15 protein-coding genes and 1 pseudogene are annotated in these 19,425 nt (G+C 64.4%); 3 read left to right on the top strand and 13 right to left on the bottom strand.

What is annotated here, in order from left to right; all coding sequences use genetic code 11:
* From FGX59_RS32980 to FGX59_RS32945, 8 genes are all read right to left on the bottom strand, one after another.
* Positions 1-1,344 (bottom strand): hypothetical protein (locus FGX59_RS32980; RefSeq protein WP_138472431.1); only part of this gene is annotated, 1,344 nt, incomplete at its 3' end.
* A gap of 609 nt (positions 1,345-1,953) precedes the next feature.
* Entirely contained in the window at positions 1,954-2,952 is a 999-nt protein-coding gene (locus tag FGX59_RS32975) for a HupE/UreJ family protein (protein WP_240722831.1), read from the bottom strand.
* Positions 2,949-3,800: a peptidyl-prolyl cis-trans isomerase gene (locus FGX59_RS32970; RefSeq protein ID WP_138472430.1), complete on the bottom strand. Its 852-nt coding sequence runs from the start codon at positions 3,798-3,800 to the stop codon at positions 2,949-2,951. The genes FGX59_RS32975 and FGX59_RS32970 overlap by 4 nt, the downstream gene beginning before the upstream one ends.
* Positions 3,801-3,810: 10 nt before the next feature.
* Positions 3,811-4,215, bottom strand: a complete 405-nt coding sequence (locus FGX59_RS32965; protein WP_138472428.1) for a DUF302 domain-containing protein — start codon at positions 4,213-4,215, stop codon at positions 3,811-3,813.
* Between the two features lie 3 nt (positions 4,216-4,218).
* Entirely contained in the window at positions 4,219-6,138 is a 1,920-nt protein-coding gene (locus tag FGX59_RS32960) for a DUF3604 domain-containing protein (RefSeq protein ID WP_138472426.1), read from the bottom strand.
* 123 nt (positions 6,139-6,261) lie between these two features.
* Entirely contained in the window at positions 6,262-6,555 is a 294-nt protein-coding gene (locus FGX59_RS32955; protein WP_138472424.1) for a hypothetical protein, read from the bottom strand.
* 71 nt (positions 6,556-6,626) lie between these two features.
* Complete coding sequence (locus FGX59_RS32950) at positions 6,627-7,598, bottom strand: calcium/sodium antiporter (RefSeq protein ID WP_138472422.1); 972 nt, start codon at positions 7,596-7,598, stop codon at positions 6,627-6,629.
* An 873-nt stretch (positions 7,599-8,471) separates the two neighbouring features.
* Positions 8,472-8,780 (bottom strand): hypothetical protein, encoded by a 309-nt coding sequence (locus FGX59_RS32945; protein WP_138472420.1) that lies wholly within the window; start codon positions 8,778-8,780, stop codon positions 8,472-8,474.
* A gap of 896 nt (positions 8,781-9,676) precedes the next feature.
* Here FGX59_RS32945 and ppk2 point away from each other — a divergent pair.
* A complete protein-coding gene (ppk2, locus tag FGX59_RS32940; protein WP_240722830.1) occupies positions 9,677-10,477 on the top strand; it encodes a polyphosphate kinase 2 in 801 nt (266 codons plus the stop codon).
* Between the two features lie 288 nt (positions 10,478-10,765).
* Here ppk2 and FGX59_RS32935 read toward each other — a convergent pair whose 3' ends face one another.
* A complete protein-coding gene (locus FGX59_RS32935) occupies positions 10,766-11,374 on the bottom strand; it encodes a hypothetical protein (protein WP_138472416.1) in 609 nt (202 codons plus the stop codon).
* Between the two features lie 191 nt (positions 11,375-11,565).
* Positions 11,566-13,065 carry a pentapeptide repeat-containing protein gene (locus FGX59_RS32930; RefSeq protein ID WP_171060946.1) on the bottom strand — a complete coding sequence of 500 codons (1,500 nt, stop codon included), beginning with the start codon at positions 13,063-13,065 and terminating at the stop codon, positions 11,566-11,568.
* 341 nt (positions 13,066-13,406) lie between these two features.
* On the opposite strand from FGX59_RS32930, the pseudogene FGX59_RS32925 reads away from it, so the two are divergent.
* Positions 13,407-13,619: pseudogene (locus FGX59_RS32925) on the top strand (transposase); the annotation flags it as partial.
* Between the two features lie 35 nt (positions 13,620-13,654).
* Here FGX59_RS32925 and FGX59_RS32920 read toward each other — a convergent pair.
* The 3 genes from FGX59_RS32920 to FGX59_RS32910 form a co-directional block, all read right to left on the bottom strand.
* Positions 13,655-13,840 (bottom strand): hypothetical protein, encoded by a 186-nt coding sequence (locus tag FGX59_RS32920; RefSeq protein WP_138472412.1) that lies wholly within the window; start codon positions 13,838-13,840, stop codon positions 13,655-13,657.
* A 214-nt stretch (positions 13,841-14,054) separates the two neighbouring features.
* Positions 14,055-14,420: a type II toxin-antitoxin system HicB family antitoxin gene (locus tag FGX59_RS32915; protein ID WP_138472411.1), complete on the bottom strand. Its 366-nt coding sequence runs from the start codon at positions 14,418-14,420 to the stop codon at positions 14,055-14,057.
* 319 nt (positions 14,421-14,739) lie between these two features.
* On the bottom strand, positions 14,740-14,970 hold the full coding sequence (locus FGX59_RS32910) for a DUF6429 family protein (RefSeq protein WP_138472409.1): 231 nt from the start codon (positions 14,968-14,970) through the stop codon (positions 14,740-14,742).
* 722 nt (positions 14,971-15,692) lie between these two features.
* On the opposite strand from FGX59_RS32910, the gene FGX59_RS32905 reads away from it, so the two are divergent.
* Entirely contained in the window at positions 15,693-18,131 is a 2,439-nt protein-coding gene (locus FGX59_RS32905; protein ID WP_138472407.1) for a DEAD/DEAH box helicase family protein, read from the top strand.
* The last annotated feature ends 1,294 nt before the right edge of the window (positions 18,132-19,425 follow it).

Raw genomic sequence — 19,425 nt, 5'->3', positions numbered from 1 at the left:
GTAGTAGGTCTCGGATTTCCAGCCGCCCTGCAGCACGTCCGCCTCCGGCGTGCCGGTAATGATCGTGTCGTCGACATCGAAGACATAGACCGGCTCGACATCGTTGATCGGAGCGAAGAGGTCCAGAACGAAACCGCCGCCGGGCAGCGCTTCGATCTCGGGACGACTGTACCAGTAGTTCGTGTCGCGATGGGTGTAGCTGCCCTCAGCCAGCGTTACGATGCTGCCTTCGCGCGTCCCGTCGGACGAGAAATACTGCCCCTGGATCAGCGAGTTGACCACGCGTTCCCGGTCATCGGTCTCGTAGCGCGTCCAAGCGGCAAGATAGCGCCCGTCGCTGAGCGCCGCGACGGTGATATCCTCCAGCATATCGGTGTGCCGCGTGTCGGAATCGTAGAAATCGTCGAGCAGCATGTAGTCCGAGAGCGTGCCGTCAGAAGCGCGGAAGCGGGCATAGTAATTGAAGGCCTGCCGCGCCACGATCATCATCCCGCCATCGTCCTGCGAGGCGGAGACGGGTTCGACAATGTCCGTGTCGCTAATGCCCGTGTCGCTGTTCAGCATGATGTCTCTGCCGTCCATGATCTCGATATCGCCGCCGACCTGGCTGCCATCGGCCGCGAAGAGCTGGGCATGGATGTTGTCATCGTTGCTGTAGTAGCCTCCAGAGGTGGCGCTGTCGATTTCCCACCATGTGGCCAGGAAGGTCCCGTCCTCCAGCGCCACCAGATCGGGATCGAAAATGCGGTCGTTGTAGCCGATGGTCTCCGTGCCCGTGTCGTCGTTGAAGGCGTCGATCTCGAAGCTGTCCCCGGACGGAGTTCCGTCCGCCTCGAGGATCCGGCCGTAGGCGCCATAGCGGTCGTCATGCTGGCTGCCACCGGTATGCCAAGCCGCGACCAGCCGCCCGTCTGACAGTTCCTCGAGATCGGCATTGTTCCAGATACTCTCGGAGGAGGCGCCGATCACCACGGGATCCGCTGCCGCGCTGCCATCGGCGTTGAAGGCCTGGCCGGTCAGCGAATAGAGCCCGGTCCCGGAATCGCGGCTGTTCCAGGTCACGAAGAAGCCGCCGCCCGAGAGGGCCGTCGCCTCGACGGACATGGGGAGGCTGGAGGTCGAGGATTCCGCAACGAGCTCCGTGAAGCTGTCCGCCCAGGTCCCTCCCGCGGGCCGGATCAGTGCCGAGAGTGCGTAACTGCCATCGATCCGCGTTGTGCAGATATGCACGATGGTGCCATCCGCCAGTACGACCGAGCCGTAGTCGGTTCTCAATTCTACGGAGGAGAGGCTGCCGGTCAGCAGGTCAATGGTCTCATCGGTGACAATGTACTCTGTCGTCATGGAATATCCTGTTCGCTACGGAAGGCTTCTGCGCCTGCCTGGCTAGATTCGCATTAAAGTTAATTAATTCACGGTTAAACTCGAAGAACAGGTTGGATCAATGCGCGCTTTGGCCGCCGCTCCCTGCGGAGGTGGCCGCGCGGCGGCCGGGATGGCGCAGTTGTTCCGGGTGACGATGTGGACGGAACGGAGGCGAAAAGTTGCAAGGCACCGAGAGCCCCGGCGAGGGAGGTCGGCGCTATTCGCTTCGGCTGATTTTGCCGGGCTGCTCTGCCGCAGCGCCGCAAGTCCGCTTCCCGTGGCTGGCCGTCCCAGGTGCCGCGAGCTCGGCGCCGTGGCGAGCTACCGCAAAGTGCTGGAGCGCGGGCGCCCGGAAGATCCGGCGCGACCGGCAGGTTCCGCCCCTCGGCCTGGCACGACGACATCCGATGAACCTTCGGCGCCAGCGCCAGGCTTCCGCGCTGGCGCACGGCCGGTGAGCGCCCCAGAGCCGTGGGTCACTCAAGCCCGGATACTTCGTACTCCCGGGGTATGCTCCGCTGTGGCGGTCCATCACGACGAATCTCGGGTTCGCTTCTGGTGGTGCTCGAAGGTCACATCTCTTTTCGCCTAGAACCCGGTTACACGCTGGATGACCCAGAAGGCGGCGATGGAGCCGATCACGTAGCTACTGGCTCGGCCAAGCCAGACACCATGATGCGTGAGAGCCGGCAGTACCTTCCGTGCCACCGCCCAAAGGGAAAGCAGCGCCGCGATGAAGGCCAGCTGGCCCAGTTCGACGCCAAGATTGAAGGCCAGCAGTGCCAGCGGGACATCGCCCTGCGGCAGGCCGATTTCGTTCAGGGCGCCCGCGAAGCCGAGGCCGTGGACCAGCCCGAAGCCGAAGGAGACCACCGCCGGAAGGCGTTCCGCCACCGGGTCGCGGCGCGCAGGCGGCTTTGCCAGTTCGAAGGCGAGGAAGACGATGGAGAGCGCGATGACCACCTCGACCGGCGCAGGGGGCAGGCGGAGCCATCCGAAGGTGGCCGCCGCGAGGGTGACGCTGTGGGCCAGCGTGAAGGCGGTGATCGCGAAGAAAAGCCGGCGTGGCTGGCGCACCAGGAGCAGCAAAGCGAGGACGAAGAGCAGGTGGTCGAGACCTTCGAGGATATGGGTGAAGCCGAGCGCCACGTAGCTGGCGAAGACTTCGCCCTGGCCCGGCGCGGCGGGCACGGTGAAGGCCGGTGTGGTCGCGGTCAGCCGCCGGGTCTGGGCCGCGCCGGGCGTTGGCTCGTAGCGCACCAGCACATCGGTGCGCGTGCGGCTGAGCCCGTCGATGGCGATCTCGCCCCCGGCGAGGCCAGCGGGGCATTGCGCCATGAAGGAGGACACCCAGGCCCGCCCGTCGAAGCCGGGCGCGGCGGCGGGGGTGGTCTCGCAGCCCAGGGGCAGCCGCGGCGCGATCGGCATCGGGCGGCCATTCACGTCGGGCATCCGCCAGCTCACCCGCCAACGGCTGTCGCCCATGGCGGAAAGCTCGAGGTATCCGGGATCAAGGGCATGGGCCGCGGCATCGCGCGGCACGAGCGCCACGAGCAGCAGGAGCAGCAGGGAGGCGAGCCGTCTCACTCTGCCACCTCCGCCATTCCGGGCAGGACGAGGCGATAGCGGCTCATCAGCTCCTCGGTGTAGCGGTCCCGCATCCGGCGGGCCTCGTCGTAGCGCCAGTCCGCCAGCACCTTCTCCCGCAAGCTGTCGAGCGGCGGCACCGCACCCGGCGTGAAGGCGTCGAGCCGAAGCAGGTGCGGGCCATAGGCGCTGGTGAGCGGGCCGGTCCATGTCCCGGGGGCCAGCCTGGCGACCTCGGCGGCGAAGCCCGCGCCGAAGACCCGATCGAGCGCGGGCAGAGCCATGGCCTCGATCCGGGGCGGCAGCTGCGTGGCGCGGCCCAGGTCCTGCGGATCGGCCCCGTCGCGCAATTCCGCGACCAGCGCTCCGGCCTCGGCCTCCGAGACGGCGGCAGGCAGCAGCACCTGCGTCAGGCTGATCCGGGCGGGTTCGGCATAGTCGGCGGCGTTGACCTCGTAGTAGGCGGCAAGGGTGGCGGCATCGGGCTCCAGCGTGGCGGCAGAGGCCTCGGCGAGGAACTCGACCTTGGCGCGCAGGCGGTTGCGGATCATCGCGTCGCCCTGGTCCAGCCCGAGAGCGCGCGCCTCGCGGACCATGGCCTCCTCGATGGCCCAGTCCCGCACCAGTGCGCGGGCCTCCTCCCGCGTGGGCGCACGGCCCCAGCCGGCATGGAAATCATCGGCGAGGCGGTCGGCCTCGGCGTCTGTCAGGGTGATGACATCGTCAAGGCGCGGGGCGACACCGGGCTCGGCGGTCAGTCCGTAGAGAGCAAAGACCAGCCCACCGAGCATGAAGAAATGCACGAGAGGCGAGCGCAGCGTGGCGCTGAGTGCGTCGGTAAAAGCCATCTATGCCTCGTCACGTGTCCCGAAGCCCAGCGGCGACGCGCCCGAGCCGCGCGCCCGCGTCTTCGGCCAATTCCGCGATTTCGGGCGTTTCTCCCAGATCGCCCATGGCCATCATCTGCGCGGCATCCACCAGCCGCACGAGGGCCCCGTCGGAGGCTTCCTCGACCGCAACGTCGCAGGGCAGCAGCAGACCCACGTCGGGGCGGGCCGTGGCGGCGCGGTGTGCGAGGCCCGGATTGCAGGCTCCGAGGATCGCGTAGCGCCGAAAACTCTGGCCCAGCTTCTCGGCAAAAGCCTTGTCGAGGTCGATCCGGGAAATGATCCCGAAGCCTTCCTTCGCCAACGCCGCGGCCACCGTCTCGACCGCCTCGTCAAAGGGGCGGTCGAGCGGGATGGCAGTTCCGAAGTCGGCCATGGATCACTGCCCTGCCGAATACCAGATCGGCGAGGTATAGGCGCGCTCTGTCACGGTCATGGGCACGTCGTCGGTGAAGGTGCTGTCCTCGAAATAGGCAGCGTCATAGGCGGTCCAGCGCGGCGTCGGGATCTCGATCACCCGGGCGTAGTAGAAGGCGTCGAGCATCGGATCGAACTCCGGGTCGGTCCAGGCGGTGATCAGCTCGGGCGCGCCGATGGTGTTGGTCCATGTGGCCTTCTCGACGTTCACGCTGTCGCCGACGGAGGGCAGCTTGCCATCCGCGCCGGGTACCCGGTCACCGGACCAGGCCACGTCGAAGATCTTCTCCTGCATCTCGCCAGCGGCATCGACCCAGCCCTTGATGATCTGGATCCGGTCGAGGTTGCCGGAATAGGGATCCTTGATCGCGGCAACGAGGAAGCTGGGCGCCTCGGCCTCGTCCGGGGCGGGGGGCATGTCGGCCCCCATGGGTACGCCCTTGCCATAGCCGATGGCCCCGGGGTTGCGGCCAAGCGCGTCCTCTTCCACGAAGTCCCATCCGCCGAAGAAGCGCACGCCGATCCGCGTGCCGGTGGTGCCGTAGACCTCCTTGCGCTTCATGGCGTCCCAGATCGCGGCGCGGGTGTTCTCGGCCGCCCAGACGGCAGTCAGCCCCGAGGCACCGAGTTTCCAGTCCTTCACGGTGCGGCCATCGAAGTCGAAGGCGTTGCCGGTGGAGCGCTCAACGCCCGGCTCGGAGGCCGGAAACTTGCCGAAGAAGTTGTTCTCCTCGGTGGAGGAAATGCCGGTGTGCGCGTCGGTGGAGCCGAGCAGGCCGAACTTGAATGGGTTCGTACCGAACTCGTCCTCCAGTTTGAGGCCGCGCTTCAGCGCCTCGCGGGCGTATTCATAATCGAGCATCCCGGGTTCCTTGGGCACCACGTTCAGGTTGCCCTTGTCCCAGATTTCGAAGTCCGCGAATTCATCGGAAGGCGCCAGCGACGGGTGCTGCTCCGAGGTGCCCTTGCCCTGCGTGACCTCGTAGAGCGGCTCCCAGCGGGCGCGATTCTTGGCCCATTCGGCGTCGATCGGCTTGCCGTCCGGGGTCTCGGTCGCGAACATCAGGCCGTTGGACAGGTTGCCGTTGTGGGGGATCGCCAGCACGCGGCCACCGGTCTCGGCCTCGTAGCTCTCCATCCAGTCCCAGAGTTTGTTCGGTATCTCCGTGTCGAACGTGGTGAGGGGCCGGACCATGTCCGCAAGGTTCTTGCCGTCGCGGTAGATGATGTTGCGATGCAGGTTGTTGCCGCCGCCGTAGTTCGACGTCCACTCGTAGCCGATCAGAGCCGTGAAAACGCCGGGCTCGTTATGGCCCTCGACGATCTCGGTCATCTTCTGCCACATGTCCAACTGCGTGGTTTGATCGGTCATCGCGGGAGGTACGTTCCCCTCGCCCTGCAACGTAATCATTTCCATGACCACGGCAGTCGCTGCCTCTCCGCCCTTGCGCATGTCGTCATGCCACCGCTTCAACGTCGGATCGGACATGAAGGCCGGATCGCCTTCATAGATGCTCGCCACGACGCCGAGCGCGTCCGAGTGATCGGCGACCACCATCCAGTCATAGGGGCGGGACAGCTTGACCTGCTGGCCGGTGCTCGACGTGATCTCGCCGCCCTTGGCGTATTGAAGCGCCTCATCGGGCCCGACGCGCGTACCGCCGCCAAAGGCATCGGGCGACCACGAGGTATGCAGGTGCTGCTCCCCCCACAGAGGCCGGGTCGGGTAGCTGCGGCCCGCGTAGGGCGAGTACCCCGGCTGGTTGAAGAAGCGTTCGATCTTCTCTCCGGTAATGGTGCCCGCATCGGTGGTCACCTGCGCGGCGAGCGGGGCTGCGGATAGGGAAGCGGCGAATGCAATGGAACAGATGCGTCGAGCCATGAGAGTCTTCTCCTCTGCGGGGGCAGATCGAAATTCAAGTCTTCAATAGGCTGTAGGTCCCGTGAGGGACGACTCAAAAGCCACCTTTGGATTTATCCAGACAAGGCGACAACCGAATATAAATCAAACATTTTTTCCGAATTTAGGCTGCGGGGAAGCATAGTGAAACAAGCCGAGGCGGAAAATGGCCGAGAGGAAAGGTGTCTTGGCGACTTCCCACCTCCACCGAGCCAAAATCTCGCGTCTGCTTTCTGCGCTCTTCGCCAGTAGCGGAGGTTTGCCGCGACCGGCTGGACCGGGCAGGCCGACCAGATCGGCACCGTTCAACCGCCGGACCGATGTGACGGCCGCTTTTGCAGATTTGTCATTGAGACTCCGCCGCGGAGCCGCAAGCCCACTACTTTTGACAGCTTCCATGCGGGCTCCGCGTGGCATGGAAGGACCGGTGCCGCGATCAAGCGATCCGGATCGCCGGAGCGGCGTCCGGGTCAGGGCCAGAGCATCCAGAGATAGACGACATACCCGGTCACGAGCACCGCGCCTTCCCGCCTGCCGATCCGCAGGCCGGTCGCGGCGAACAGCACCAAGAGGAGAGACACCGCCACCATCAAGGGCGCATCGAATTCCACGATCTCGGTGGGGACATGCGATGGCGCAATGAGCGCTGTCGCACCGCCGATGCCGAGAATGTTGTAGATGTTCGATCCCACGACGTTGCCGAAGGCCACATCCCCCTGGCGTCTCAGAGCGGCGATGACGGAGGTGACCAGCTCCGGCATGGACGTGCCGACAGCCACGATCGTCAGGCCGATCACGGTCTCCGACACTCCGAAGCCCCGTGCAAGCGCGACGGCTCCGCTGACGAGGAGAGATCCGCCCGCAACGACAAGGATCAGGCCCGCGAGGGCTGTCAGCAGCGGTACTGTCAGACGCTTCGCGGCATGAGGCCGCGCAAGCCCGGGGTCGGCCTCTGCCAGGGCCAGGCTCTTGTCATGCAGCGCTCCGCCGTCCGCGGCGGCCCGTTCCTGACGGATTACGAACCCTATGTACCCGACCAGCAGAACGACAAGCCCCGCGCCGGCAATCCGTCCGAAGGGTGCCAGCCAGGCCAGCGCCGCAAAGCCTGCCGCGACCGCGAGCATCACGGCGGCGTCCCTGCGCAAGGCGGAGCGCGCCACGATGACCGGGCAGATCAAGGCCGAAACACCGGCAATCAGGAGGATGTTCGCGATGTTGGAGCCCACCACGTTGCCGTAGGCGATGCCGGGCGATCCGTTCAGCCCTGCCTGGACCGAGGTCACGAGTTCGGGCATCGAGGTACCGAATCCCACGAGAGTAAGGCCGATCACCAGAGGCGATATGCCGATGCGCCCTGCGGCCTGCACGGCTCCGCGCACCAGCAGCTCGCCCCCCGCAACCAGCAGGATCAGGCCGCCCAGCAGCGGCATCCAGGTTTCCATCGCGATGTCCGTTTCTCGTGGCGCAGGTCAATTCGACCCCGGATATCTGGAAGGCCGGCCTCGCCGTCGCAAGGTGCCTGGAGACCGATATTTTCCGGTCCGGGCGGACTTCCGCCCCGCCTTCCCGAGCTGTCGCCGGAGGGCTGCCTGTCGTCGACGCCGGTGACAGGGCCATGGCGGTTCCAAATCTGCGGATCTTGCGGTGTGTCGGACAGCGATCGCCAAGAGGGCTTCTGCGACCCCGCGGCCAGCGGCATACCGGAGCTCCCGATGCCAGGAACAAGGAGCCCGCACTTTTACCGCAGGACAGTCTTTCCGCGCCCGCAGGGCCGATCGCGTTTCCGTGTCTGGAATGTGAACGATCCGGGTCGCGTTCTTTGCCGAAAGCGGTCGCTTTCTCCCGACGCCGTCCCTGCGGGCCGTGACCGTCCCGCGCGCCAGACGGGAGAAACCTTTGCACCCATTCCTGACCTTGCCCGTTCTAGGGCTTACCGCCTTCGCCGTCGCTCCGGCCCCGGCCCAGTCCGGCCCGCCGGGCAGTCCGCCCGGTGTCTGGGGGAAATTCTCCGGCTCCTTCGGACCGACAAGGCTCTGGTCCGAGCTCGGCAAGGACAAGACCTATGGTGCGGTGCAGACTTGGACTTCAATAGCCCGGTCTCAGATCAACGCGGCCGCCGCCGACCAGGATTCGACGGCTACAAGGACTCTGCCTCGAAGAATGCCACGCCAGCAGAACCATCAATGCCGTAAACATTCGGCTCTCTGCAACAACTTCCGGCTGAGTTCCTATGGTCCGTTGCGATCCTCAAAGTCGAGTCCATGGGACAACTTTTTGGCATCGAGACCAGAGGAATGTCCGTGAATGGGTTATGGCTACAGCATAGCTTGCCGCAGGGCGGCCTTCGCCACTTCGCCGAAGGACTTGTGTTCCTGAGGCGGGAGCCTCCGGTTCTTGGCGCTGCGGACGATGGCAATGGCGGCGAGGAACGCTGAGGGCGCAAGGAAAATCAGTCCGGCAATAACAATCACGGGAGCGATGCCCACGTGTATCGCGATCCATGCCGCAAACGCCAATGCAGCAACACCTCCGATGAACCAACCCTTGGCGCCGATGACTACGGATAGCATCCCGGACGAACAGACGATCAGCACCATCGCGGTCAAGAAAACGAGAAACGTCAACACCAGTTCATCCAGACAACCAGACTCAGTCTGCGGTATTGGAGCACATCACCGGATGGAAAGTCGACTGCGACGGGAGGCTCCCGCCGAACGGCATCGAATCCTGCAGTTCAAATCGGCATCCAAAAAATGCTCGCCGGTTAACACGCAAGATCATCCACGGGGTGAGACGAAGCACGAACCAAGACTCCTGCAATCCGCGCAAGTCCAACAAAGCCCGAGTTCCAACACAGCTGTGCGCGTCAGTGCCTCAGGTCTCAATCGCGGTAGGCGACTGGAAACGGAGAAATTGACGCTAAGCTCCATCACCGTCCGGATAGATGTTTCTTGAGAGCGTCGTGCCACGTCAGCGGACCCGGCAAAATCCTTTCGGCAGGAAGTGATCCGCAGCAAAAGGGTTGGGTGGAGACTCGCGAGGCACCTTGAGCGAGCACCGGGGTCTTCCCCACAGCCCGGCATGATCACATCCGATGAACTATTGGCGCGGCGTCCATCATTCGACGCCGCCGCAAGGCTGATGAGAGACCCTCCGGTTCCGTGCTGCGTTCGCCTGCAGCGACGTAGCGCAGCCGCCTGACCGGAGTGAAGCTGGGCTACAGCAGAAAGAGCGGACGTTCGGCCACTCCTTCGGCGTCGGAATCAAGCGGACTCCCGTTTCGCCAGCTTTTCGGAGGTTGTTGATCCGCGCAGCACTTTCAGGATGCACCTGTGAAACCTTTCGCGACGAGCCTTCCGCTCTGGCACGTCATGTCAAACTCGGAATATGTTCTCCAGTGAAACCCCCAGCTACGGCGCGCGGCCCCAGGCATCGCCGCGGTCGGCTGCCGGGACAGGCCTCGGGTCACCGCGGAACGGGAAGGTCACGCCCGCCGCCCATTCAGATGGAGGAGAATGACATGGGCAAGAAGAAGGCCGGGAAGCCCGGCGAGGTCAAGGAAAGCTATGACGACGCCCTGAGAAGGCTCCAGATAGAAATCTCCCACCTCCAGGACTGGGTGGCGAAGACCGGTGCGCGCATCGTCATCGTCTTCGAGGGGCGCGACGCCGCAGGCAAGGGCGGCGTGATCAAGCGGCTGGTCGAGCGGGTCAGTCCGCGCGTCTTCCGGGTCATCGCCCTGCCGGCGCCCACCGAGCGGGAGAAGTCCCAGATGTATGTCCAGCGCTACATGGCACACATGCCGGCGGCCGGGGAAGTCGTGATATTCGATCGGTCCTGGTACAACCGGGCAGGCGTCGAGCGGGTCATGGGCTTCGCGCCGGAGGAAACGGTGAAGAATTTCCTCCTGCTCACGCCCGCCTTCGAGCGTGTCATTGTCGAGAACGGCATCATCCTGCTCAAGTATTTCCTCGATGTCAGCGAAGAGGAGCAGGAGCGCCGCTTCCGCCAGCGCATCGACGATCCGGTGCGGCAATGGAAGCTCAGCCCGATGGATGTCGAGAGCTACCGCCGCTGGTGGGACTTCACCCGCGCCTACAGCGAGATGATCTCGGCAACGGACAGCAGCCACGCGCCCTGGTGGATCGTCCCGTCGGACAACAAGAAGAAAGCGCGGATCAACTGCATCTCGCACATCCTCAATTCGATCCCTTATGAGCCGGCCCAGTTCGTGAAGCCGGATCTCGGCAAGAGGCAGAAACGGCCCAAGGACTTCGCCGGGGACACGACGCCCCGCAGGCTAGTGCCAGACGTCCACTGAACCCGGACGCGACGGCCAAACACCGCCCAGGCATCAAGATCTCCACCGCAGGCCCCGCGAGCGCTGCGCCGTCGCGACCGGCAGAAAATGGCTGTTTGGGGAACGAAGTCTCTACTCGAACCCCGACAGAACTTGCCTGCTATCGGCCGCGTCCTGCGCTTTTCGCCGATAGGCAGGGTCCGCCGCAACCGCCCGGACTGGCGCTGCCCCGTCGGGTATCTTGGATGCGCGGAAAGCCGGGACGGATTTCCTGTCCCGGATGCAGTTGGCCGGGGCGGGAGGCGGCGCTCACCGGTTTCCTGCGGCCCCCGCGGGCGGGTGCGGCTCCGCCGCTCTCGCGATGTCCTGTTCCAGCGCGTTCAACCGTGAGTCGAGGCGTTGCCGCCGGGCCTCGAGCGCCCTTTCGGCGGCCTCCTGATCGAGGATGGTTTCCGTCCGGTCCAGCACCCGCGCCTCCAGATCGTGCATGCGTTTCGCGAGGCGGTCGGCCTTGGCTGCGAGTATTTCCATCTCTTCCGCACTGCTTCCGCCCGCAACCGGCAACGCCTTGGCCGGTTCTCCGGAGCGGCGGAGCGTCGCCGCGGCGGCCCCGAGCGCGAACGTCGTGGCAAGGCTGGCCAGCAGGAAAACCGAGACCGGGGCGGGCAGCGAGTCGGGGACCTCATCTGCAACGAACACGTCGGAAGGCTGTCCGAACAGCCAGGAGAGGAACAACATCAGCAGCGCAAAGAGAAGCAGATATCCGGAAAGCAGGGGCAAGCTCAGCCGAAGCGGCGTCCGGAAGGCGCCGGGGCTCTCTATGTCGGAAGACCCAGCGGGCTTCCAGAGGTCGGGTCCTCTGACGAGGATGACGCCGGCGGTGGCCGCTGCAGCCTGAAGCAGGACGAAACCGGCCAAGTCTGCTCTGCGAACCGCCGTCTCGGAAAGGGCGTCGATGGCGAAGACCGCCACCGCTCCGTAGGCCAGAGCCGCGGCGAATGCCGCCGGACCTGCCCATCCCTGGCGAGGGCAGCTTCCGGTGCCGCGGCTCTCGCCGGGAAAAGGAGGGCGCCGGAATTCATGGTTCCTCGGAGCTGGATCCGGCATTTCTATCCTCCGGACGCCAGGCAGGGCTGATCCGGGTTTCCGTAGAGGATGGCGTCGATCAAGCTGGCGCCCTCCAGATTCGTCGGGATTTCGTCAAGCGCCGGCGTTGCGCCGCGCAGGTCGGCGCCGTTGAGCTCGATGCCCTTTAGCTGATCCGCCGAGAAGGCGCTGAAGTCGAAGCACTGCAGATTGGCGCAATTGAGCTTTGCGTTGGCCAGCGTCGCCGCCTTGGCCAGATTCCTGACATTGGTCGCATCGAGCCCCTGCAGTACGGCGCCTTCGAGCGTTGCGCCTTCGAAATCGGCGCCCTGCAGCCAGGGGCTCGCCTCGGAGCCCGCGAAGGCCGCTGCGCAGAAATCCTTCCAGGCCCGGCCGTCTTCGGGCGCGGCCTCGGAGGTGAAGACCGCGCGGGTCAGATCCGCGTTCCTGAAGCTCACGCCCGACATGGGTGCGGAGGGCTGGTCCGGGGGCTGCTCGCTGGCGGCGAGGACATAGGGGCTGGCCGGCAGGGGCAGCCTGTAGAAGCGTGCTTGCTCGAACCGGGCACCGGCGAGACCGGCATTGTCGAACACCGTACCCGCCAGTTCCGCGCCGGCGAAATTCGCGCCGGTCAGCGTGGCTCCCGAAAAATTGGTGCGCAAAAGGACAGCGTTCCGGAACCGGGCGCCGGCGAGGTTCCAGCCAGCGAGGTCCAGCTCGCGCCCGAAGTCCAGATGCGCCCGCAGCCAGGCGCCGCGAAGACCGTCCAGGTCGCCTGACCTGGCCATGTAGCGGCCGATCATCTGCTCGCTGGGCAGCCGCCGCATCAATGTCTGGCCGGAGAGGTCGATGCCGCGGGCCGCGGCCAGATTGGCGGCGGCGGCGGCGAAGAGCGTCAGCAGGAAGATGCGGAACGGCATCGGAAGGCTCCTTTGAAGTGTCGTGAACGGGAAAAGGCGGCTGCCGAGGGCAAGGACGGGCAGGGGGCACAGAAAGGCGAGCCCAAGCAGGACATGCAGCGGGGCGCCAGGGCCGAGCGCTTCAAGCGCGGTCGCCGGCGCGCTCAGGCACCGCAGCACCCGGAGGGCCGCCAGAACGCAGCAGGCGGTGGTGGCGGCAAGGAGCCCGGCCCTGAGATCCGGGGACATCCGCGGCCGGGCCGTGCGGCTGCGCCCGTCGGCAATCAGTGCCCGGATGGTCAGCGTGGCGGCAGCGGCAAGGCACAGGCAGTGATAGGCAACCAGCCAGCCAGCGGTCGGCGTTCCCGGCGGCGGCAGCCGCGCAAAGGGCGCATAGGTGCCCTGGATTGCGAGGATCAGCACGGGAGCGGAAAAGGCGGTGGCCGGGATCAGCACCATGTCGGTACTCGGGCGCATCCGGCCCTCCAGCAGCCGCTGCCGCAGCTGCTGGAGGAGGAGCGCGTGGACCGCCAGAACGACCAGTGGCGCGATTGCGAAGAATTCCAGCACCGACACCGGATAGCTGACGGCCGGCAGCGAGATCGAGCCCAGCGGCACCTCCACCCCGAAGCTGGCCTGCAGGGCCGGTCCGTTCTTGACGAAGACCGCGTCGTCGAAACCCGCAAGGACGGCGAAGACATAGGCCAGGATGCCGAAGCCGGCCGCCTCGCCGAGCCTGCCGGAAAAAACATCGCCCTCTGCACCTGCGTCTGCGGTCATACTTTCCCGCTCCGGTAGTTTTCTTCCGTGGCGGAAGGCTAGCTTCAGGGCCCGCTCGAATCCAGTTCCAAATTCCGTTTTCTGAATTCGGAACGGCCGCCGGTCAATCCCGAAAACCGCGTCGGCCGTTGGCTACCACTACCTAGATTTCCGTGCAGCGGCCGCGGGTCTAGACCCTCGCCGATCAACTGGGGGACTGCGCGGCAGTGCCAAAGCCCGTTCACCAGCTGATCCGCGCCCATGCCCTGGCCTCAGAAAGGCCGCATGAAGATGAAACGACGGCTCCTCGCCTGGCCAAGGGTGGCATGGCCACGGCGCACCTCTGGACATTTTTCCGCGACCAGGAGTTCACGCGGCTTGCCGCGCATCTGAACCGATGGCCAGCACCGAGCGCGTAAGTGCCTAGGCGTGATCGGGCAATATCGGTCTTGGCTCAGGCGTCGGCCATCAGCCAAGCCATGATCGCTTCCTCGGAGGCGCCATGGCATTTGCAAACAGGGGCCCTGTCCACGTGCTTGTTCCGATGCGAAATCGGTCTCGCGTAATGAGATTCAGTGTCCTTGACCCAGACATGAATCACGTTACCAGCGTCATCAGTTTCGGTGATATACGTTGCCATGGCCACTCTCCGAATCAAGCTTCGTGCCCGAAATATAGGCTGAGGCTGGAATCTCCTCAAAGTTGAAAGTGTAGCAATTTCCTCAAGATCTGGTCACTGCCCAATTGCTCATCGAAAACCGAATGTGGTCAGCCGGTGGTCCCGGCCTCCGGCGGAGAGACTTCATCCTGGCCCCTAGCCTGGAATGCTCATGCAATGGCGGCAAGACAGGAGGTCAGGCTGCAGAGGCTGAGTCCCTGCCGTCCCTGTGCAGGCGCAGGACTGCCGCATCCGCCAGCCACTGGCTCATGCTCTGGCCAGCCATGGCAGCCGCCTCGTCGACGGCCTTGTGCAGCTCTGCGGCCATCCGCAGCGACACTATCCCGGAATAGGGCACCTCGGGCTCGACGCCATCTTCGGCGCAGACGGAGATGTAGGAGTCCACGGCTTTGCGGAAGCTGGCGCGCAGCTCTTCGACGCTGCCGCCCTCGAAACTGATGCCGTCGCTGATGCCCGCGACGCGGCCAAGGAACAGCCCGTAATCATCATCATATGCCACGCGGGCATCGTAGCCTCGATAGGTCATGGTGCTACTGGGCATGGATCGGCTCCTGATGTGGCGGATGGGATGTTGTCACGGTAGCAGGTTCTGCCGGGATAGGGCAGAGTGCCGCCCCCGGTCCCTAGGAGCCCGCTAGGCAGGGCATGCATGGGCGAAGTGTAGCCGGGCTGTGTTTCGGCGCGCGATTTTTTACTCTGACTTCGGCTTTCCCTGCCGCAAGCTTGGCTAAACGTCCTGCGTGGTGCAACCGGTCCAGGTACCTGCATGGCGGAACGCAATCAGATTGCGGCGGACCTGCAGGGGCTAGCGGTTCAGGCATCTGTCAAGCCCCGCTTGTCCGGGCCCTGGTCCAGGACCGTCATCGCGGTTTCCCGAACAGCTTCCTGAACAAGGCCTCCGACCGCTGCAGACCCTCGCTGGAAAGCACGACCGACTTATTCCGGTTGACGGGATCCTGGATCAGGCCCTTCCGGTGCAGCCGGTCAAGGGCGGCCCAGTCCAGCCCCTTCCATGCCCGGCACTCGTCGTGGAGCGTGAGCCAGAGAAGTGCCAGCACCGCATCGTCGATCTTGTCCTCGTCGGCGTCCATGGGGAATTGATAGCATGGCGGGGAGCCATCTTGGAGCATGTCTTTTCCGGGGCCGTCCACGCACTGCCGAGCTCAGGCCGTCCCGGTCCGGCGGTTGACGCAAGGCACACGGTTGAGCATCAAGTACTATATTGTTTACCGTTGGCACCGCCAGCATTTTCCGTGTTCTGCAACGTCGCAGGGTCGAGACATTCAAACTATTCTCTGGATAAAGAACGCGAAAACGCTAGCTGAAGCAGTGCAACCGGGGAAGATTTCAGCGGGATCCCCGATCCTTGGGAAGGGCTTCAGGACGGTCCCTCTACCCCGGTTGCACCACCTTTCCTAAATTGATTTCAACATCCTTGGTGCTTGTGGGGACGAGTACGCAAGAGAAGTTTGTCAAATTGATAAAGTCATATACCATTGGCGTTTCGTTTTGCACAGAACGCAATGGTCTTGAATTCAATACCTGTGCTCCGATGGCGCGGATGCTTGGAGAGCGGGCTATTCCCCTGGTCACGCCAAGGGAGGGCTGCCACCGATGCTGGGTCACAGCCTTGGGCACCCGCGCGTTGCGATAGTTGCCCCTAGCGAGGGCGTCGAGCAGTTGCGGCACGCAATGATAGGTAACCTCCTGTCCGCTTCCCAGGCGGCCAGTCCAGCCGATCCAACCACTCTTGGGATGGCCAAATGATTGCGGCCGCACCGGAACTTGCCGACAGCGCGGGCATCTGGGTAGCATGCTGGAGCAGCTGGATGGAAGCGCGCTCTTGCGGGATGAAGAAGCTCGACGGGAAATCCGTCTCATCAACGAACGTCTATCGCTCCTGAGAAGGGAGCAAGCCGGACTGGAGGTCCGGCTTTCCGAACTGTCGGAGTTGCTCGCCAGGCCTGCCACTAATGCGGCATCGGTGACGCGTTCGTCGCCTGCCGCCGAAAAAATCGCCTTGTTCCGCAGTCTCTTTTCCGGGCGGCCAGACGTTTTCCCTACCCGCTGGGAAAGCCGTAGATCCGGCCGGTCGGGCTATGCTCCCGCCTGTGCGAATGAATGGGTGCGGGGAGTCTGCGGAAAACCCCAGATGAAATGCAGCGACTGTCTTCATCGGGTCCTCGTTCCGGTCTCGGATGACATCATCGAGCGGCACCTGCGGGGAGGGGACAGCATGGATTTCGTGGCGGGCGTCTACCCGCTTCTGCAGGACGACACCTGCTGGTTCCTGGCCGCGGATTTCGACAAGGAGAGCTGGGCCGAAGACGCGCGTGCATTGTTGGCGACATGCCACGGGAACGGGATACCTGCGGCGCTTGAACGGTCCCGATCAGGGCAGGGCGGGCATGTCTGGGTCTTCTTTTCCGAGCCGCTTCCCGCCCGGCAGGCTCGCCAGCTTGGAACGGCGCTCATCACGGAGACAATGGAGCGCCGGCCCGAGATCGGCTTTGCCTCCTACGACCGGCTCTTCCCCAATCAGGACAGCATGCCTGCTGGCGGTTTCGGCAATCTGATCGCGCTGCCGCTGCAGGGGCGGGCACGGCTGAATGGCAACAGCGTCTTCGTCGACGACAATCTCGAACCTCACGAGGATCAATGGGCCTATCTCTCGTCGCTGACACGCGCAGGCCCCAATTTGGTCAGTGCGATTGTTGATGCGGCCGAGGCGGCGGGACGCATCCTCTCAGTGCGGATGCCGGTCGAGGACGAGCACTCGGACGAGCCGTGGCGCTTGCCGCCCTCGCGGCGCCCGGGGCCGGTCAGGATGCCGGGCGGGCTACCTGAGCGAGTGAGCTTGGTTCTGGCGGACCAGGTCCATGTCGACCGGACTGCACTGCCTCCGAAGGTGACCGCACATCTCGTTCGCCTTGCTGCATTCCAGAACCCGGAATTCTACCGCGCCCAGGCGATGCGGCTGTCCACATACGGGAAGCCGCGCATCCTGTCCTGCGCGGAGTTCCATCCCCGGCATGTGTCGCTGCCGCGGGGATGCCTCGACGAAGCCGTAGAGCTGCTGGAGTCCCTCGGCATCCGGACAGATCTGAAAGATCTCCGACAGCCTGGAATCCCGCTGCCGGACAATCCGCAGTTTCTGGGGGAGCTGCGTCCGGCGCAATCGAGGGCTTTCGAAAGCCTGGTCCGGCATGACCACGGCGTGCTGGCCGCAACAACTGCCTTCGGCAAGACTGTCCTTGCCGCAGCCCTGATTGCACATCGGGGCTGCAACACGCTCGTCCTAGTCCATCGCCGAGAATTGCTCGAGCAATGGCAGGATCGGTTGAGGACCTTTCTCGCGATCGACGCGAAGCAGATCGGCGTGATCCGCGGCGGCCGGAAGAAGCCGAGCGGCGTGATCGATATCGCCCTTGTCCAGAGCCTCGTCAGGAATGGCGAGGTGTCGGACCTTGTCGCAGACTATGGCCATCTTGTCGTCGACGAATGCCATCATATTTCGGCGGCAAGCTTCGAACTCGCTGCCCGGCGCGCGAAGGCTCGATATGTGCTCGGGCTGTCCGCCACCGTGGCGCGGAAGGACGGCCACCATCCCATCATCTTCATGCAATGCGGTCCGGTGCGGCACCGCGTCGATGCCCGCGAGCACGCCACCGAGCAGGGCATGAAGTTCATTCTCAGGGAGCGGCCGACGCAATTTCAGCTGCCGTTTCCGCTGGCCATGGCAGAGCGCCCCGCGATGCCCGCGATCTATGCGGCACTGGCGGAGGACGAGCGCAGGAACGCCATGATCTTCGACGACGTCCTGACGTCGCTCGAAAACGGCCGGTCGCCGGTCGTCCTTACGGAGAGAAAGGACCACCTGGCCGAACTGGAAGCTCGCTTCCGGCCATTCGTCCGGAACCTGGCAGTGCTGCGCGGCGGCATGTCAGCTGCGGAGCGCGCTGCATCGGCCGAGGCGCTCGCCGTTCCCGGCGATCAGGAACGGCTGGTACTGGCCACGGGAAGGTATATCGGCGAAGGTTTTGACGACCCGCGCCTCGATACGCTCTTCCTGACAATGCCCATTTCCTGGAAAGGCACGCTTGCCCAGTACGTCGGCCGCATTCACCGTCGGCACGAGCACAAGACGGATGTCATCGTGTTCGACTATATCGATGGCAACGTGCCGGTCCTGTCCCGGATGGCAAGCCGACGGCGGGCAGGGTACCGCAACCTCGGTTATGTCCACGGATGAAGCCGGGAATTCCTTCCGGTTGCCGGGGATTTGCCTGTATCGTCATCGGCGTCGAGCGCTACTCGGCAGGATCTGGCGAATTCTCGCGGTCCGCTGAGGAATGATTGAGAAATCCAGACTGTGGAGATATGCATCAAGTGCTCCGGACTTGATGGTGTTTCTCCGTCCTTCGGAATGAGCGCTTGCCAGAGTTCTGGCACTGGCTGCATGGTCGCGGCGACGGGCTACGGTCAACCCCGCCCCCACGGGGACGCACCTCAGCGGTCGTCGCGGCTATCGGTGAGACTGCAGGCAGTCCTGTCAAGTGGAGCAATCAAATACCCCGCGCTAGAGCCGGAGGAATTGTCTATGCCCCGGGCACCTGCACAGAAGATGTGCTGCCCTCCGAGGGAACCGTGCCATTGATTGCCTGCAAAGCGTGAAGTTTTCCCGGGCAAAGTCGCGACGACAATCAGCAAGTGCTCCGGGATGGATAGTGTCCGCGCCCGAACTTGGCGCAGTCTCAAGGCAAGGAGCTGTCTCCGCGGTCCCGTTCATGTCATGGTGCGCCCGGAAGCGGAGTTCTCCTCCGTAAAACGCCATGAACCGGGCGCAGAGCCTGGCTCCTCCGACGTGCCATCTCCGTCGTGCCGCAGCCAAGGCCGCCGTCCGGCGTGCCGCCTTGAAGGGGTGGAAGCTGCATGATCAGCGATGTCGAACCGGTCGAGGTCGAAGTCGCAATTCATGAAGAGAGGGACGACGCGCTGCGTGTCTCGGCAGCCGGAGGGCCCCCTATCTGATTGCCTCGCAACAGGCTCAGGCTGGAAACTGGGGTCGGCACCGATTGCACAGTGATGGCTACGGTACCCCGCTGGCTTGCAGAAGAGAAGGGGCTTGCCTGAGAGGGACCAGCAGAAGTGAGCCACATGGGAAAGTGCGAGCTATTGTCCGCCTCTGCCCCACAAAACACTGCGGTCGGCTTCTTGAGGCCAACCGCGACCGCCACGTCAAGCATACCGAACAAATTCTTTCATAACTCAGCCTATCGCGACACAGCAGGAACCCGGAATGTCGCACCTACGCGGGCTACCTGGACGATCCCTCTGCCCGTCGTGCCCCCCGCATTGCAGTCCGTCGCGGGAAACCTCCACGACTGGCGAAGAGCGCAGAGGCGGTCGGCCAGAACATGGGTCGCCGCGCCGGGCGTTGTTGCGCAAAACTGGTGGGATTCATCTTGTGAACCCAGCATGCTAGCCGGGCTGCATGAGCAGACCTCCGAAGCCGACCTGCAAGACCACCAATTGGCAAGCGTATA

The organism is Poseidonocella sp. HB161398 (assembly GCF_005870025.1).
In the GTDB taxonomy this organism is placed as follows: Bacteria; Pseudomonadota; Alphaproteobacteria; order Rhodobacterales; family Rhodobacteraceae; genus Mangrovicoccus.
This window is presented reverse-complemented; position numbering and strand designations above follow the sequence as displayed.